Consider the following 16,338-nt stretch of genomic DNA (forward strand, 5'->3'; position numbering starts at 1 on the left):
AGATTTTTTATCCTCTTCTTTGTCTTGCGTCTGTTGCACGTTTTAATGCTTGTCCAACATTATTAATAGACAACATTAGAAGTAAAATTAATACCGAAGCAGGCACCCAAATCCACCATCTATATTCTAATGTTTGTGGATTGGTCGCATAGCTTAATAATGTACCTAAACTAGGCGTGCTCTCTGGGAAACCAAATCCTAAGAATGATAGACCTGATTCTAGACCAATATTAGCAGCTAAGTTTAATGTCATCGTTACAATAATAAGTGAGCTACAGTTTGGTAGTAATTGTGTAAAGATAATTTTGAAATTAGAGCTACCAAGTGTTTTCGATGCTTGTATATAATCTAATTCCTTTTCCTGTAAAGCCTTCGATCTGATCAAACGGGCAATTCCCATCCAGAGAAATGCCGTCATAATGAGAGAGAAGGTCCATACACTATACTTTGGTACAATTGCAACGAATGCAATGACAATCATCGTAAACGGTAGGATTAAGAAGAAATCCAAAATACGCATCATGATATTATCAATATGACCACCAAAGTAACCAGCGATTAAACCATAGGCTATCCCAATAATTCCCGTCATAGCTGTTACAAGTAATGCAATCGATAAGGAATTCTTTGTCCCAATAATTAATTGTCCAAAGATGTCACGACCACCGTAATCAGTACCTAAGATAAAATCTTCACCCGGCGGCTCATAGATGGATAACAAGTCTACTGTTACAATTTCATCTTGGTCTAATATAAGGGATGTACCATATACAAATGCCATAATTAAGATTAAGAAGATTAAAGAGATTAATGCTAGCTTATCTCGAACTAGCTCACGCCAGATTATACTCATACCAGAAGGGCTTTTTATCGGTTCCTTCGTTTTCAATTCTTCTGCTTTATTGTTTTCCATTTATTTCACCTCACGATTACCTATTCTTATTTAATACGAATTCTTGGATCTACAATACTTAAGATAATGTCAGATAATAATGCCCCAACAATCGATGCAACACCGAATAATAATGTAGTTGCAGTTAATACCGTGTAATCACGTAAGCTAATGGATTCTACTAATAATTGACCCATTCCCGGATATCCAAAAATGTTCTCAATGAAAATAGAGCCACCAATTAACCCCGTAATCTCAAATCCAAAGAATGCCGCAATCGGTAAAAGTGAGTTTCTTAAAATATGGCGATTATAGACTCGTCTCTCAGAAGCCCCTTTTGCTCTAGCTGTTAAAATGAAGTCTTTGTGCTTCGTATCAACAATTTCATTACGTAAATATTGAATCGTACTATATGTTGTAATTAGTGCCATGGACAATGCTGGTAGTAACAAGTGATAAAGTTTGCTCATAAAGTAGTCAAACGTTCCAGGTTCAAGCCCCGGTGTTACACTACCACTAGTTGGGAACCAACCTAATTGGAAACCGAATAACCAAAGCATTACAAGTGCAAAAATGAATAATGGTGTAGCAAAGCCAACATACGTATAACCAGTAATCAATTGATCACGCCATGTATCATTGTATCGGCCACTAACAATACCTAGTGGAATAGCGATCAGATAGGTGAAGAGTAATGTTGCTACCGATAACCAGAATGTATTGACAATACGTTGCCCAATTAGTTCTGTAACAGGCATTTTAAAACGGAACGATTGTCCTAAATCACCCTGAAGCACGCCTCCCATCCATCTTACGTACTGTTCATGCCATGGGTCATTCCAACCCAAATTTTCACGAATCTCTTCCAGTCTTTTTGGATCAACATTCGGGTCAATTTGCCCTGATAGTGCATCCCCTGGCATTAATTGTGCTAGTACGAAAATTAAAATACTAAGAACAATTAATTGAGGAATCATAATTAATGTACGACGTAATGTAAATTTCCACATATTATCAACCTTTCTCAGGTAAAGCCACTAAATGCGTGTCAGACACTGGCTGTAATTTATAGGCTAAACCTTCCTCATCAAAGTAATCATTGTAGGATTGTTCGTATTCCATTTTTACTTCTTCACGGAATTGACGTTTTTCCTCACGTTTTTTAGGATCAATATCCGGAATTGCCGCCACTAAGCGCTTCGTATAAATATGCTGAGGATTGTTAAAGATGTCCTCTGCAGTACCTGCTTCCACATAGCGACCTTTGTACATAATTCCGATATCATCACACATGTGCTTGATTACTCCTAAGTCATGGCTAATAAACAGATATGTTAAATCAAGTTCCTTTTGAATCTCTTTCATAAAGTTTAATACTTGAGCTTGCACCGAAACATCTAGTGCTGAAACTGGCTCGTCCGCAATAATAAGTTTTGGTTTTAATGCGATTGCTCTAGCGATACCAATACGTTGACGTTGCCCACCTGAGAATTCATGGGGATATTTTAAAATACTTTCAGGACTTAATCCGACTAGCTCCAATAATTCTTGTACTCTCTTACGCTCTTCTTTACGAGTTAAATTTTCAAAGTTACGTAGCGGTTCAGATACGATGTCTACCACACGTTTTTTCGGGTTTAATGATGAATATGGGTCTTGAAAAATCATTTGAATATTTTTACGCGCTTCGGAACGGCCACGTGCAATATTCGTTATATCCTGACCATCAAACATAACTTTTCCGGATGTAATCGTATTTAAACCGATAATGGATCTACCAGTAGTTGTTTTACCAGAACCAGATTCTCCTACTAAACCATATGTCTTTCCTTTTTCTAAAGTGAATGATACCCCATCAACAGCCTTTATATGTCCCACTGTTCTACCGAAAATACCACCCTTTATTGGAAAGTGAACTTTTAAATCATTTACCTCAAGATAAGACATGTTGTTCCTCCTTGCTTTCATCAGGGAAGCTAAAGTGCTTGTAGCATGTACAACGAACATGGTGCCCTGGTGTTACTTCTTTTAGTTCCGGATTTTTTTCATGTGCTGATTCATCTACCCAAGGTATTCGAGCACTGAAACGACATCCTTCTCTTGGCAGATTCTGAAGGGAAGGTACAATCCCTTGAATAACATGTAATTGATCCTGTTTTGTATTACCATTCGGTACGGAATTCAATAATGATCTTGTGTATGGATGTAATGGATTTTCAAATAGTGTTTGTACATCTGCAATTTCAACAACTTGTCCAGCATACATTACTGCTACTCGGTCTGCCATCTCAGCAACTACCCCTAGATCATGGGTGATAAGAATAATACCTGAATCCATTTCATCTTTAAGCTTATTGATCAAATCTAAAATTTGTGATTGGATCGTAACGTCTAGTGCTGTTGTTGGCTCATCTGCAATTAGTAGTTCGGGCTCATTTGCGATTGCCATTGCTATCATGACACGTTGACGCATACCACCTGACAATTCATGTGGGAACTGATTAATAACATGTTCCGCACGAGGGATACCAACCTTATTCAATAAATCTAATACTTTTGCTCTACGTTCATTCTTGGACATATTCTTATTGTGTAGAAATAAGGTTTCTCCAATCTGCTCGCCAACCTCCATTAATGGGTTCAATGAAGTTAGTGGATCCTGAAATATCATACCTAAATCTTTACCACGTACCTTGTTTAATTCTGAAGGAGTCATTTTGGCAATGTTCTTGCCTTTATATAAGATTTCTCCTTCAATCTTCGCACGAGTGTGAAGACCCATTATGGAGAATGCTAAAGCACTTTTACCACAACCAGATTCTCCAACAATGGCAAGAACTTCATTCTTATTAACAGTTAAAGATAAATTATCCACCGCAGCATGGTAATCGTCTTTGATACGGAATGAAGTTTTTAAATTTTTGATTTCTAGAAGTTTTTCTGACATTTTTTATCCCCCTATTTATAATTGTAGGCCCAAGACATTATGCCTTTTTAGGGTGTACTTTTTCACAGTATTTATGATATAGGCTAATCTTAATATTGTTTAAATTATTCTGATAATTTAGTGTTATTGGAATTACGTGATGAAAACTATTATACTACCAAACTTTTTAGATTGCACGTCAAATTTAAAAAAAGATTAAAAAAACTTTCACGGTAATATTTTGTAAAACTCCCAAAAACCTATGTATATCAACGGTTTTAAGGCTATTTTTATTTCGACAAATTTCTTCATATTTTTTAACAACCTTGTAGTCTATTTGTATTATGATTAAATCTTCTAAATATTTAGTGTCGTTAAATAATTGATTATTTAGTATAGTACTAATCATTTTAACTTTCTAACGTACAAAAAAGGAGCACATCCTCAATGGAATGTACTCCTTTCACGCTTCCCATATTGGTATTATCCAAATAATCCAGAGAAAAACTGCCCTATAGCTTCAAATAGTTTTTTGAAGAAGCTTCCTACATTGTCCCAAAATCCTTCATCTGCTAAAATATCCTCTATTTTACCTTGGACTTTTGATGCAATATCGTTTAGCTGATTCTTCACTTGATCAAAATTAATATCTAAATTACGCATTTTCTCAAACAAATTAATTAATAACTGACGGTCTTCATCACTTAATTTTATTTCCAATTTACTCAACTGCTCTTGTACGATTCTTTCGATATCTTCTATAGATGCTGGGTTTTGTTCCGCAATAGCTTGCTTGATTTGCGTAATTAAATCACTTACTTGTTCAGATGTTAGTCCTGCGTCTTTCACAAGGTCTGTTGCGACATTTAACTCCTCATTAGCAAGCTCCATACGTTCTTTATCGAGCTCTACCCCTCCGACATCGTAAGCCTTATATATACCAGTCAAGGCAGAATGGCCAGTAACTTTGACAGGGGATGCAACAACAACCGTCGCATTCTCAACTCCAGCTGTTAGCAGTGCATTTGCGTACATTTCACTTGTTACTTCTGTAATATTATCAGGAGTGATAATGGATACATTGAGCCCCACTCCCTCTTCTTCTATTGTTATTTTCGCCGAGGAGAACATTCGAGAATTCGGATTTCCTCCGATATATTTAGCCAAGTCTTCCCCTGTTACAGTGAAAATATCAACCATATCAGGGTTCGTTACTTCTAACAGGTCCTCCGTCTGTGCTTTTTGTTCGTCTGTTAAATTACCTCCATAAACAACAATCGGCACGCCAAGCTTTTCATTTATTGCCTCATCCGCACTCACAGGAATGACAAAGGCTGCAAATAAACTCACAATTAATGTATACAATACTGTTAGCTTCATAAATCGTTTCATTCGTATACCCCTTTCTAGCTTATTAGAATGCTTGTCTTAAAAAATATTATTCTCTTACATTGATTATACCCAATATAACAAAAATATCACTATTTTAACTGAAAAACTAATACTATATGGAAAAATTTTCATTCTTCCTTATCTGCCTATGTAAGAATTAATACTTTAAATTTATTTCGGTTTCCGGTATATTTAGGTTATCGAAATAATTATACAGAAAGAAGGCAAAAACCAATTAGTACGGAAAACTCCAATGCAACACGTAATTTAGTAATCATGTGGTTTGCCAACTTCTTTATTGCCGGAAGTACCACAATGGTAATCCCCTTTCTTTCCTTGTATATAGATTCATTTGGAAATTTCTCTGATGTCTATGTTCAGAATTGGTCTGGCTGGGTATTTCTCGTTACCTTTATCGCTGCATTTATTTTTGCACCAATCTGGGGTAGAGTTGGGGATAAATATGGAAGAAAAAAACTATTAATCTTCTTTGCAAGTGGGATAGGATTATCTGTATTTTTAATGGGATTCGCTACAAATGTTTGGCAATTATTTATACTCCGTCTTTTCATGGGAATTTTCACCGGTTTTATTCCGATGTCACAAGCCCTTATTGCTACGCAAACTCCTAAGAACATAGCAGGAAAGGTACTTGGCACATTACAAACTGGTAGTATAACTGGAACACTGATGGGCCCACTTTTAGGCGGAGCATTAGCAGATGCATTCGGTTATTCGGCTACATTTAAATGGGTCGCTATTACCATTATTCTTTCCGGACTTATTGTTTTATTCGGTATTAGGGAAGAACGTTTCGAATTTGCTACCGACAAAGAACATAAAGCATATTCCAGGAAGGAAGTTATTTTGCATATAATAAGACATCCAATTTTATTAGTTGTCATGCTCATTTCTGCTTTAGTACAAATTGCGCACTTCTCTGTACAACCGATTCTCTCGTTGTACGTGGAAGAAATTCATGGTCCCGCTAATATAGCATTTTTCTCGGGTATTGCATTCTCTGCAGCCGGACTAGGTAATTTACTGATGTCCAGAAAATGGGGCAAATTAGGAGATCAACATGGGTATATAAAAATATTAATCGCCCTTCTTTTCATGGCGGGTATTGTTTATATACCGGGAGCGTTTGTCACATCTATTTGGCAACTTGTCATAGTTCGTTTCTTATTGGGCGTTTCTATCGGAGGAATTATTCCTTTAAGAATGGCTTATATCCGCCAAGAGGCACCGTTATCCATGCAAGGGGAAGTATTAGGATACAATACAAGTCTCCGGTTCCTCGGCAATATAATTGGTCCCGCACTCGGAGGATTAATTGCTGCGTTTAATGGCATATCCACTGTTTTCTATGTAACTAGTGGACTATTAATTTTAAGTGGAGGATTTCTTCTATTCGCTTGGTATCGTTACGAGTACACAGTAGAGAAAACTCATTCGTTATCACAGTAGAAACGACAGTTCAATAGAAGATCATCATCTCAACTAGAAGCATTCATACTTTTTTTAAAAAAAGGACGGTATTCTTTAATAAGAATACCGTCTTTCTACTATTATATTACTATTCAGTTAATGTAACATTTTGCAAACGAAGGATACCAGTCGGATCTTGAATTAATCCCTGTACCTTATCGCTAACACCTAATAAGTATTCTTGGTGATGGATATATAGCATTGGTGCTATATCGACAAGCATTTCTTGAATTTGTCTATATAGCTCTGCTCTTTCTTCCGCATCAGATGTTTGACGAGCCTCATCAAGTAATGCATCTAACTCTGGGTCTTTTGTGAAAGTACGGTTACCAGGTTCACCGACATTGTCAGAGTGTAGCAAAGCATATAGTCCGTAGTCCGCGTCACCTGTAACGGTCGACCAACCAAGAATGAACATATCATGCTCTCCATTAGCTGTTTGATCCAAGTATGCCCCCCACTCCATAACTTCTATCTGAACCTCAATACCAAATTCTTTTAATTGTGCTTGAACATTGGTAGCCATGTCCATACGTTCACGGTTATCATTAGTCCAAAGTGTAGTCGAGAACCCGTCTTCAAAGCCTGCTTCAGCAAGGAGCTCTTTTGCCTTTTCTGGATCATATTCCAAACCAGGTACATTTGGATCATATCCAAATACGTCCGGTGCTAATGGTCCAATGGCAGGAATTCCTACACCATTATAAATACCATCAATGATTTGCGACCTGTCAATCGCCATATTTATTGCTTGGCGGACCCGAGGGTCATTAAATGGTTCTTTTTCCATATTAAATCCAACATAAGATAAACTTACACTTCCTTGTGTATTAACATGTAATCCATCTGTATTTTCAATTTCTGCTACATCTGAAGGACTTAACGGGTCAGAAATATGAGAATCTCCTGTTCTTAGCTCTGCTACTCTTGTTAAATCTTCAGAAACAACTTTAAAGGTAACAGAATCTAATTTTGCCGGTTCTCCCCAATAATCATCATTCCGAACTAACTTAATATGCTGACCAGGTACCCATTCTTCAAATTTAAAGAAGCCTGTGCCCACTGGGTTTTCATTAATCACACTACCTGGTTCTTCCCCTGCTTCCATTGCAGCATAGTCTTCCTCAATTAATTTAGGGGACACCATTGCTCCACCATTATGTGCTAAGTGGGCTGGAAGTGGAGAGAATGGAAATTCTGTCGTAAATCGAACCGTATAGTCATCCACCACTTCAATATCTGTAACCATACTATATAAAAAAGAACGTGGCGATGCGACATCTTCATCAAGTACTCTTTCGATATTCATTTTTACTACTTCCGCATTAAAGTCTGATCCATCATGGAACTTAACTCCCTCACGAAGCTTAAACTCCCATACATTATCTTCTACAAGTTCCCAGCTTTCAGCTAGACTTGGCTGCAATTCCATATTTTGATCCTGTTTAACTAAAGATTCATAAATATTAGCAGCAACATTACTGGAAGGTACATCGTTAGATCCAGCAGGGTCTAATGAAACAGCATCAGAAGAGTTTGCAATAACTAAGTCATTACCACCACTTTGACCATCGGTTTCACCACTGTCTGTTGTATCCTCGCCGTTGTCAGCTGGTTCCTCTGTATCACCATCATCTGTTGGTGAACCATTTTCATTTGGTTCGCTTGCACATGCTACAAGTACAAAACTCAGCATTAGCACTGTTGCAAGAAAAACGAGTAATCTTTTTGACAAATTCACTTGTTTATACCCCCATTTCGTTTTAGTAGACACTCATAGAAATATAAAGTGTCTGAATATTGCAGATACATATTAATATATATGATAGTAGTACAAATTACAAGACTATTTTTTTAATTATTTATTGTCATAATAAACTATGATGATATAATAGTATAAATCAATGGAATAAACAGATAATTATAACTTGATAGAAAGGCGCAGGGCACTCGCATTAGACATACAGAAGGGACTAAGCCTTAGGAAATGAAGGAAACACGACGACTGTAGAGAGTCGATGTTGACTTATCGTACCGAGGTGAAGGAAGTCTGCTAGTCTCAGGTGCCCGGAGCTAGGCATCTCTGTTTATACTTCTTATCTCTCTAGAAAGGGTGTAAATTGCATTATGGGACAACCATTACAAAATCAACCTTCTATTTATGAACAACATCGAAATGTGCAAGTTCATCGTATGAAAACCTTCCTAAAGAAATTTAGGAAAAACAAAGCCGCTGTAATTGGAGGAATTCTCCTCTTCTTTTTTATTTTAGTTTCCCTTATCGGGCCTTATTTTGTACCTTATCCCGAAGATTCAGGTGATCTTGTAAACAAATTAGCTCCCCCTTCCGCCGACCACTGGTTTGGAACCGATCACCATGGTAGAGATATTTTCAGTCGGATTATCGAAGGAATGTCTATTACATTAAGAGTCGGCTTTTCTTCCGTTATATTAGGAGCGATTGTTGGAACCGTAATAGGAATTATATCCGGATATTATGGAGGACGTGTAGATTCAATTATTATGCGTTGTATGGATGTTCTACTAGCATTTCCAGGTATACTGCTAGCCTTAGCAATTGTTAGTGTACTAGGTGGAAGCATACAAAATGTTATTATTGCTATCGCTATATTTTCGATTCCTGTATTTGCAAGAATTGTTAGAGGCTCAACGTTAGCAGTGAAAAAGCTGGAGTACATTGATGCTGTAAAAGCACTTGGAGCAAGTGACTTACGAATTATCTTTAAACACATCTTACCGAATACCTTGTCACCTCTTATTGTTCAAATAACATTAAGTATTGCTACTGCAATCTTAACTGCTACCGGCTTATCGTTCTTAGGACTCGGGGCAAAACCTCCAATCCCAGAATGGGGAGCAATGTTAAGTGATGGACGTAACTATTTGTATAGTGCGCCACATGTCTCTTTCTTTCCGGGAATCGCTATTGTCATCGTCGTTATAGCCTTTAATATCCTAGGAGATGGGTTAAGAGATGCATTTGATCCAAAATCAAAAAAATAGAGAGGGTGCAGTAGATTGTTCGTATTTATTATTCGACGTGTACTTCAAACAATCCCAGTATTATTAGGTGTAACATTAATCGTATTTAGCCTATTACATCTTGTACCTGGGGACCCGGCACAAATTATGGCGGGTGAAAGTGCACCAAAAGAACAAGTAGAAAATATTCGTGAACGGTTAGGTCTTAACGATCCGTATCATGTACAATATTGGAATTATTTATCTAATCTTCTACAAGGGGATTTAGGAAATTCAATTCGAACTGGTCGAGATGTAACATCTGAAATCAGTGTGCGTATTTTGGTTACAGTAGAACTAGCTTTTTATAGTATTGTACTTAGCATCTTCTTAGGATTGATTGCCGGGATTGTTTCCGCTGTTAAGCAATATTCTATCCGGGATGTTTCCTTAATGATTATTGCTCTATTTGGTCTATCCATGCCAAATTTCTGGTTAGGGTTAATGTTAATACAATGGTTCGCTATTGGTTTAGACTTACCGAGTTGGGTACCATTTTTCGATAACACGGCATGGTTTAAACCATCCGGCTGGGGAAGCTTTGAACAAGTAGTCCTGCCAGTCATTACATTAGGAACCGGTGGAGCAGCCATTATCGCTCGAATGACAAGATCAAGTATGCTAGAAGTTATTGATCAAGATTATATCCGAACTGCACGTGCAAAAGGCGCAAAAGAACGAGTCGTCATTTATCGACATGCACTTAAAAATGCTTTAATCCCTGTCGTTACTGTTGTTGGTCTTCAATTTGGATCCCTATTAGGTGGAACTGTTTTAACAGAGACCGTCTTTGCTATTAATGGAATGGGGAAATTAGTCATTGATTCTATCCAAGCACGGGACTTTCCACTCGTTCAAGGTACCGTATTAGTTGCTGCTTTACTCTTTGTACTAGTAAATCTAATTGTCGATATTACCTATCGTTATCTCAATAAACGTATTGACTTAAATTAACCGTAGTTTTATTAGCTTAGAAAGGTGTGACAGGAATGACCGTTCAATCTGTATATGAGAATATATTAGAAATAAACAATCTCCAAACATCCTTTTTCACGGAGGAGGTAGAAGTAAAAGCTGTCGACGGAGTATCGTTTAGCCTGCCAAAAGGAAAAACACTTGGGATTGTTGGAGAGTCAGGATCGGGTAAGAGTATTACATCCCTATCTATTCTTCGTTTAATTGATAGTCCAGGAAAAATAGTCGGCGGTGAAATTATCTTTAAGGGAGAAAACCTATTGGAAAAATCGAATAACGAAATGAGAAAAATCCGCGGTAACGAAATATCGATGATTTTCCAAGAGCCTATGACATCTTTAAATCCAACTTATACAATTGGTCAGCAAATAAGTGAAGCTTATAAAATTCATGAAAGACTAAACAAAGCGGAAGCTCGAAAAAAATCGATTGAAATGCTTAAGCTTGTAGGGATTCCATCTCCAGAAAAGCGCATTAACCAATACCCTCATGAGCTTTCCGGTGGTATGAGGCAACGTGTTATGATTGCCATTGCGCTCGCTTGCAATCCAGACTTACTTATAGCAGATGAACCTACCACTGCATTAGATGTAACGATACAAGCACAAATACTAGAATTGATAAAGGACTTACAAAAAAGATTAAATATGTCTGTCTTGCTCATCACTCATGATTTAGGCGTAGTAGCCGAAACTTGTGATTATGTAGCAGTCATGTATTGCGGAAAAGTAGTGGAATATGCTGATGTGAAAACATTATTCAAAGAACCGAAGCATCCATACACTGTTGGGCTAATCAACTCACTACCATCACATGATGAGGATATTGAAGGCGATTTACCAATTATTAAAGGTACCGTCCCCAGCCCCACAGAGCTTCCATCTGGATGTCGCTTCGCACCGCGCTGTCCGTATGCAACAGAAATGTGTAATAGCTTACCTGAATTAATCGTAGATGAACATAATCATCAAGCACGCTGCTGGATTTATTCAGATGAATGGGAAGGAACTACGGAGGTGAAGAGGCATGCGGAAAGAAATTCTTAAAGTAAAGGATTTGAAGCAGCATTTTCCAATCAAGGGTGGAATATTCGGAAGAACTATTAACCATGTTAAGGCTGTCGATGGTGTGTCATTTTCCGTCTATGAAGGAGAGACCGTAAGTATCGTTGGGGAATCTGGATGTGGTAAATCTACTACAGGAAGAGCTATCTTGCGTTTAGATGAACCTACCAGTGGGCATGTCGAATTTGATGGTAAGGACCTATTAGCATTGCGTAAAAGCGAAATGCGTAAAGAAAGAAAAAATATACAAGTAATCTTTCAAGATCCGTATGCGTCCCTTAATCCAAGGCAAACTGTAAGAGAGATTTTAAGGGAAGCCATGTCCATTCAACGTACTGTTCCTAAAGAAAAACAAAACAAACGAATACTTGAGTTAATGGAAATCGTCGGACTTGGAAAACATCAAATCGATCGATTCCCACATGAATTCAGCGGTGGGCAACGTCAACGAATTGGTATTGCTCGTGCACTAGCAGTAGAGCCTCAATTGATTATATGTGATGAGGCAGTCTCCGCTTTAGACGTATCCATTCAAGCTCAAGTTATTAATCTATTGAAAAAGCTGCAACGAGAATTTAACCTTACGTACTTATTTATTTCTCATGATTTAGGGGTTGTAAGACATATATCCGATCGTATTATCGTCATGTATTTAGGCAAAATTGTAGAAATCGCTGATAAAAAGTCTCTGTTCACTAATCCACAGCATCCCTATACAAAATCATTATTATCTGCCATACCAAGTATTGATCCTGATAAAAAGCGGGAGCGAGTTATCCTAACTGGTGATGTTCCCTCCCCTATTAATCCACCTACTGGATGCAGATTCCATACGAGATGTCCTTTCGCGACAGAAAGATGCGCAAAAGAAATACCCGAGCTACGCGATACAGGGCAAGGTGAGAATGGCCACCAGGCCGCTTGTCATTACTTAGAAGAAATCGGTACAGGGCTCATGCAGCCAACAAATGCGCGTTAATCTAATGATAATCCATTGCTCTCCAGAATACTGGAGGGCAATTTTTTCTTTCTAACAAATAATCAAAAATATCTTCCTATTTGTAAAGATTCATTGTAAACTATTTCTATTGATTAGAAGGAAGGGTACAGCTTGGATAAACAAAACACAAAAAATTTAACGTTATTTGCGATTACTTGGCCAATCTTCATTGAATTACTCCTCCATATGTTAATGGGGAATGCAGATACTTTAATGCTAAGTCAATACTCCGATAATGCGGTAGCTGCTGTTGGGGTTGGAAACCAAATTTTATCAGTTGTGATCGTAATGTTTGGCTTTGTAGCACAAGGGGCAGCAGTTCTAATCGCCCAAAATATAGGAGCAGAAAAGCCTAAAACAGCTGGTCAAATTGCTCTAAATGCCTTAAGTATGAACCTAATATTTTCATTAGTATTAAGTATTGCCTTATTCATATGGGCAGAACCTATATTAGCCTTAATGGACCTACCACATGAACTAATGGATGAAGGCTTAGCCTATATGCAAATTGTCGGTGGATTAATTTTCGTTCAAGCGTTAATTATGACTACCGGAGCTATTTTACGAAGCTATGGCTATACGAAGGATACCATGGTTGTTACCATCATCATGAACATCATTAATGTGATTGGGAACTACTTTGTTATCTTTGGCCCGTTTGGGTTTCCAATACTAGGTGTTGAAGGGGTTGCCTATTCAACAGCTATCAGTCGATTTATTGGATTTATTGCACTCGTCATCCTCTTAGTTAAACGTACGCGTGGGGATTTAAACTTTGCAAATTTATTCCGTTACGAAAAAAATCATGTTAAGAGTCTATTGAAAATCGGCGTCCCCTCTGCTGGAGAGCAATTGTCTTATAATGCAAGCCAAATGGTAATCACCTACTTTGTTGCCCAGTTAGGAACAATTGCAATTACAACGAAAGTGTACACGCAAAATATTATGATGTTTATCTTTCTATTTTCCGTTGCCATTGGCCAAGGTACCCAAATACTTATTGGTCATATGATTGGAGCAGGGAAAATTGAGGATGCCTATGTACGGGCCCTAAAGAGCTTAAGAATTTCCATCTTTATTTCACTAGCAACTGCAGGTGTTATATACCTTGTAGCTAAACCATTCTTAGGCATCTTTACCGATAATGGCTCCATCATTGAAGCAGGTACGGTATTGCTGTTAATGACGGTTGTACTGGAACCAGGTAGAGCATTTAATTTAATCATGATCAGTTCTTTACGTTCAGCAGGTGATGTTAAATTTCCTGTGTATATCGGAATACTAGTAATGTGGGGCATTAGTGTTACCTTTGCATGGTTCTTCGGTATTTTCTTAGGTCTTGGACTAATTGGAATATGGATTGGATTTATTGCTGATGAATGGTTACGCGGAGTCCTAATGCTACGACGTTGGAAACAAAGAAACTGGGTTAGAATGAGCTTCGTTGACAAGACTAATTCCTAATGATGAGCACGAATATTGAAATGATGAATTGGCAATGCTATCATTCAATCATTCCTTTTAATCTCTTGAAAGAAAGTGATATGTAATGGGTATAGTTGTTGTCGAAATCTGTGATGGTAATGCTATTACCACACTAAATTTAGAAGAAATATTAGAAAAAGAGTTCCCTGAGGTTGCTGTTCTAACCTCTGACTGTCTATCTTTTTGCGGTTTATGCCGAGTAAAACCGTACGCATTAGTTAACAACAGACGCATCTTCGGAAAAACACCAGAAGAATGCTTAGATAAAATTCGTGCAGCTATTAAAGAAGAACTAGCCATCTATCAATAGGCTAGTTCTTCTTTTTAAATTCGACATTATTTATTACCTGGGAAATAATATGTCACTTTTTTGTACTTTATAAGCTTGCTTTGAAAATTTCTATCGAATCTTGTTTCGTTAACTTTTTAAAATTCCCATACGCTGTATTTGCTACAACTGTCTTTTCAGCCATCAATTCAACAGTGCTTTCATCAATATCATAATCCGTAAGTTTGGATGGGGCACCGATGCTATTCCAGAATTCACGAAGTTTATTAATACCTTCTATTGCTACTTCACGATCTGTTTTTCCTTCTGCATCAACTTGGAATACTCTTTCAGCAAGTTGTTTAAAGCGTAATACATTACTATCATCTAATACATGCTTCATCCAGTTCGGGAATAGGATGGCTAATCCTCCACCGTGTGGGATATCATGTACTGCACTTACTGCATGCTCTAGATTATGGGTTGCCCAATCTCCGCGAAATCCCATGTTTAACATATTATTAAGAGCTAGAGTACCTGCTAGCATAATGGTTTCTCTATACTCATAGTTTTCAAGGTCTTCTAATAGCTTCGGTGCAGTTTCCATCACTGTGATGAGAATAGACTCACAGAAACGGTCCTGTATGAGAGTATTCGTTTCCTGATGGAAATAATGCTCCAATACATGGGACATCATATCAACAATACCATAAATAGTCTGATCCTTTGGTACAGAGAAAGTATGTACTGGATCTAGAATAGAGAATTTAGGATAGGTGTATGGTGCTGCTCCCCAACCATGCTTTTCATTCGTTTCCCAATTCGTAATAACCGAGCCACTATTCATTTCTGAGCCTGTTGCAGAAAGAGTTAATACAGTTCCAAATGGCAGTGCATCTGTCGCTGAAGCTTTCTTCGTAACAATATCCCACATATCAATATCTGTTTTCGCACCAACTGCTATCGCTTTCGTACAATCAATCGTACTTCCGCCACCAACTGCAAGTAAGAAATCTATCCCCTCTTGCTTACAAATTTCTACTCCTTTACGAACTGTTGATATTCTAGGATTCGGTTCTACTCCTGCCAGTTCAAATACTTCTGCGTTTATTTCAGCTAATTTTGCTACCACATTATCGTAAACACCATTACGTTTAATGCTTCCTCCACCATATACGATTAACACTTTAGTACCATATTGTTTTACTTGCTCTGGAAGCGCATTTAGCTGCCCTTTTCCAAAGATTAATTTAGTTGGATTATAATATAAAAAATTATCCATTAGCATGTCCTCCTTATGATTTCACTACGATTGCATCTATTTCAACTAGCACATCCTTTGGTAGGCGACTTACTTCAATAGTAGCACGTGCTGGATAAGGCTTTTGTAGGTAACTACCATAAATATCATTGACGGTAGCAAAGTCATCCATCGAAGTTAAATAAATAGTAAACTTGGCAACCTGTGAAAAATCAGTCTCAGCTTCAGCAAGTATATGCTTTAAATTTTCCATAACTTGCTTAGTTTGTGCTTCTATGCCAGATACAACCTCACCAGTTGCTGGATTTATTCCAATTTGGCCGGATACAAATAGTAGATTTCCAGCATCAATAGCTTGAGAATATGGTCCAATCGCTGCTGGTGCTTTTTCTGTAAATATTTCCTTAACCATTAGCACTCCTCCTTCTTTTTCATTACTAATTGCCCAACTACTAAAGTCGACATATAGTAGGGGAAACTCGTTTCTAGACTTACTAATCTAATTTTATAAGGTCCCTTCCTTTAAAACAACTATTTGGTTT

At 37.6% G+C, this 16,338-nt stretch carries 15 protein-coding genes; 7 read left to right on the forward strand and 8 right to left on the reverse strand.

The genetic code is table 11. The features are described 5' to 3' along the window. Nucleotides 1–7: 7 nt before the first annotated feature. From ACSKT4_RS16425 to ACSKT4_RS16445, 5 genes are all read right to left on the reverse strand, one after another. Complete coding sequence (locus ACSKT4_RS16425; protein ID WP_186868241.1) at nucleotides 8–913, reverse strand: ABC transporter permease; 906 nt, start codon at nucleotides 911–913, stop codon at nucleotides 8–10. Nucleotides 914–939: 26 nt separating this feature from the next. Continuing rightward, nucleotides 940–1,902: an oligopeptide ABC transporter permease gene (gene opp4B, locus ACSKT4_RS16430; RefSeq protein ID WP_186868240.1), complete on the reverse strand. Its 963-nt coding sequence runs from the start codon at nucleotides 1,900–1,902 to the stop codon at nucleotides 940–942. Nucleotides 1,903–1,906: 4 nt separating this feature from the next. Beyond that, nucleotides 1,907–2,839, reverse strand: coding sequence for an ABC transporter ATP-binding protein (locus ACSKT4_RS16435; RefSeq protein ID WP_186868239.1), 933 nt, complete (start codon nucleotides 2,837–2,839; stop codon nucleotides 1,907–1,909). Then, nucleotides 2,826–3,839: an ABC transporter ATP-binding protein gene (locus ACSKT4_RS16440; RefSeq protein WP_186868238.1), complete on the reverse strand. Its 1,014-nt coding sequence runs from the start codon at nucleotides 3,837–3,839 to the stop codon at nucleotides 2,826–2,828. Before ACSKT4_RS16440 ends, ACSKT4_RS16435 begins: the two co-directional genes overlap by 14 nt. Before the next feature lie 462 nt (nucleotides 3,840–4,301). Beyond that, nucleotides 4,302–5,210: a DUF1002 domain-containing protein gene (locus ACSKT4_RS16445; RefSeq protein WP_186868237.1), complete on the reverse strand. Its 909-nt coding sequence runs from the start codon at nucleotides 5,208–5,210 to the stop codon at nucleotides 4,302–4,304. A gap of 276 nt (nucleotides 5,211–5,486) precedes the next feature. Between ACSKT4_RS16445 and ACSKT4_RS16450 the strand changes: the two genes are divergently transcribed. After that, nucleotides 5,487–6,680: an MFS transporter gene (locus ACSKT4_RS16450; RefSeq protein WP_186868236.1), complete on the forward strand. Its 1,194-nt coding sequence runs from the start codon at nucleotides 5,487–5,489 to the stop codon at nucleotides 6,678–6,680. 109 nt (nucleotides 6,681–6,789) lie between these two features. Here the strand turns inward: ACSKT4_RS16450 and ACSKT4_RS16455 are convergent, their stop codons facing one another. Next, a complete protein-coding gene (locus ACSKT4_RS16455; protein ID WP_186868235.1) occupies nucleotides 6,790–8,442 on the reverse strand; it encodes an ABC transporter substrate-binding protein in 1,653 nt (550 codons plus the stop codon). 386 nt (nucleotides 8,443–8,828) lie between these two features. On the opposite strand from ACSKT4_RS16455, the gene ACSKT4_RS16460 reads away from it, so the two are divergent. The 6 genes from ACSKT4_RS16460 to ACSKT4_RS16485 all read left to right on the forward strand — a co-directional run bounded on the left by ACSKT4_RS16460 (nucleotide 8,829) and on the right by ACSKT4_RS16485 (nucleotide 14,577). Further along, a complete protein-coding gene (locus ACSKT4_RS16460; protein ID WP_186868234.1) occupies nucleotides 8,829–9,725 on the forward strand; it encodes an ABC transporter permease in 897 nt (298 codons plus the stop codon). A gap of 15 nt (nucleotides 9,726–9,740) precedes the next feature. Beyond that, nucleotides 9,741–10,697: an ABC transporter permease gene (locus ACSKT4_RS16465; protein WP_186868233.1), complete on the forward strand. Its 957-nt coding sequence runs from the start codon at nucleotides 9,741–9,743 to the stop codon at nucleotides 10,695–10,697. A gap of 35 nt (nucleotides 10,698–10,732) precedes the next feature. Further along, nucleotides 10,733–11,764, forward strand: coding sequence for an ABC transporter ATP-binding protein (locus ACSKT4_RS16470; protein WP_186868232.1), 1,032 nt, complete (start codon nucleotides 10,733–10,735; stop codon nucleotides 11,762–11,764). Further along, nucleotides 11,745–12,761, forward strand: coding sequence for an ABC transporter ATP-binding protein (locus tag ACSKT4_RS16475; protein ID WP_186868231.1), 1,017 nt, complete (start codon nucleotides 11,745–11,747; stop codon nucleotides 12,759–12,761). Before ACSKT4_RS16470 ends, ACSKT4_RS16475 begins: the two co-directional genes overlap by 20 nt. Before the next feature lie 132 nt (nucleotides 12,762–12,893). Further along, complete coding sequence (locus ACSKT4_RS16480; protein ID WP_186868230.1) at nucleotides 12,894–14,246, forward strand: MATE family efflux transporter; 1,353 nt, start codon at nucleotides 12,894–12,896, stop codon at nucleotides 14,244–14,246. Between the two features lie 85 nt (nucleotides 14,247–14,331). Then, nucleotides 14,332–14,577: a YuzB family protein gene (locus ACSKT4_RS16485; protein WP_186868229.1), complete on the forward strand. Its 246-nt coding sequence runs from the start codon at nucleotides 14,332–14,334 to the stop codon at nucleotides 14,575–14,577. A gap of 67 nt (nucleotides 14,578–14,644) precedes the next feature. On the opposite strand, the gene ACSKT4_RS16490 is transcribed toward ACSKT4_RS16485, so the two are convergent. Next, nucleotides 14,645–15,817 carry an iron-containing alcohol dehydrogenase gene (locus ACSKT4_RS16490; protein ID WP_465823680.1) on the reverse strand — a complete coding sequence of 391 codons (1,173 nt, stop codon included), beginning with the start codon at nucleotides 15,815–15,817 and terminating at the stop codon, nucleotides 14,645–14,647. A 13-nt stretch (nucleotides 15,818–15,830) separates the two neighbouring features. Continuing rightward, nucleotides 15,831–16,208 (reverse strand): RidA family protein, encoded by a 378-nt coding sequence (locus ACSKT4_RS16495; RefSeq protein ID WP_186868227.1) that lies wholly within the window; start codon nucleotides 16,206–16,208, stop codon nucleotides 15,831–15,833. Nucleotides 16,209–16,338: the final 130 nt, after the last annotated feature.

This window comes from Ornithinibacillus liuyingii, from assembly GCF_055550225.1.